The following is a 1,141-nucleotide window of genomic DNA, read 5'->3' as shown; positions in this document are numbered from 1 at the left end:
GTGTCGTGGTGGCCGACCAGCAGGACCCGGGGCGTGCCGAAGGTCCACCGCAGGTGGGTGACCCCGTCGATCACGATCGTCTCGGGGCGCGCGCCGAGCCTCCTGAACCCCTGGTCGGCGACCACCCGGGCGCTGCGGGCCACCGCCTCGTGGTCGGCGGAGAACGACTCGCACGAGACGAGCTCCTCCAGGTCCTCAAGCATCAGGCGCAGATTCATGCCGGCCTGCCCAGCTCGGCGCGGAACAGCCGCAGGACGTTGCCACCGAGGATCTTGACGATCTCCTCGTCGGCGAAGCCGTGCTTGAGCAGCGCGTCGGTGACCAGCGGCAGCCCGCTGGGCCCCGCCAGGCCGGGGATGGCCGCCAGGCTGTCGACGCCGCTGTAGCTGAAGCCCTCGCAGCACGGCGGGGTGAGGTCGTTCATGACCTCGCGGACGAAGTCGGGGCCGAGACCGACGTGGTCGATCCCGCCGATGCCCACGACGTGCTCGATGTGGTCCACCAGCCGGTCCACGGTGTATTCGGCCGGGTTCTCCGACAGGAAGGCCGCCAGGAAGTTGACGCAGACCACGCCGCCGGTGGCGGCGACGGCGCGGATCTGGTCGTCGGTGAGGTTGCGGTGGTGGTCGCGCAGGGCCCGCGCCGAGGAGTGGGTCGCCATCACCGGCCGGGTGGCCAGCTCCAGCACGTGCTCCACCCCGGAGGCGCTCAGGTGCGAGATGTCGAAGATCATGCCGAGGCGTTCCATCTCCCGGAGCGTCTCCACCCCGGCCGCGGTGAGCCTGCTGGCGGTGGCGTCCTCGCCGCTGCCGTCGGCCAGGGCGGTGCGGCCCCAGTGCGCGATCGAGGCGACCCGTACGCCCAGCCGGTGCAGGGTGGGCAGCAGCTCGACGCTGGCGTCCAGGCCGGGGGCGCTCTCCAGGGCCAGCACCAGGGCGATCCTGTCCTCGCCGAGGGCCTGGTCGATCTGGGCGCCGTCCAGGCAGAGCCGTACCGCGTCGGCGTTGCCCTCGGCCAGGGTGTGCGCGCACTCGATCATGCGCAGGGTCTGCCGGAGCGCTCCTTCGGGCCGGTACTGGTCGTCGATGAAGACCGGCAGCACCTGCACGTTCACCCCGCCCTTGCACGTTCACCCCGCCCT

1 protein-coding gene and 1 pseudogene are annotated in these 1,141 nt (G+C 71.9%); both read right to left on the bottom strand.

Features of this window, described 5'->3' with window-relative positions; all coding sequences use genetic code 11:
• Positions 1 to 218: pseudogene (locus CA984_RS44125) on the bottom strand (M20 family peptidase); the annotation flags it as partial.
• Positions 215 to 1,114: a dipeptidase gene (locus tag CA984_RS44120; RefSeq protein ID WP_242676521.1), complete on the bottom strand. Its 900-nt coding sequence runs from the start codon at positions 1,112 to 1,114 to the stop codon at positions 215 to 217. The pseudogene CA984_RS44125 and the gene CA984_RS44120, both read right to left, overlap by 4 nt.
• Between the last annotated feature and the right edge of the window lie 27 nt (positions 1,115 to 1,141).

The organism is Streptosporangium minutum (assembly GCF_002149035.1).
Classification (GTDB): domain Bacteria; phylum Actinomycetota; class Actinomycetes; order Streptosporangiales; family Streptosporangiaceae; genus Streptosporangium; species Streptosporangium minutum.
The sequence above is the reverse complement of the archived record's forward strand: the minus strand, read 5'-3'. Positions and strand labels throughout refer to the sequence as shown.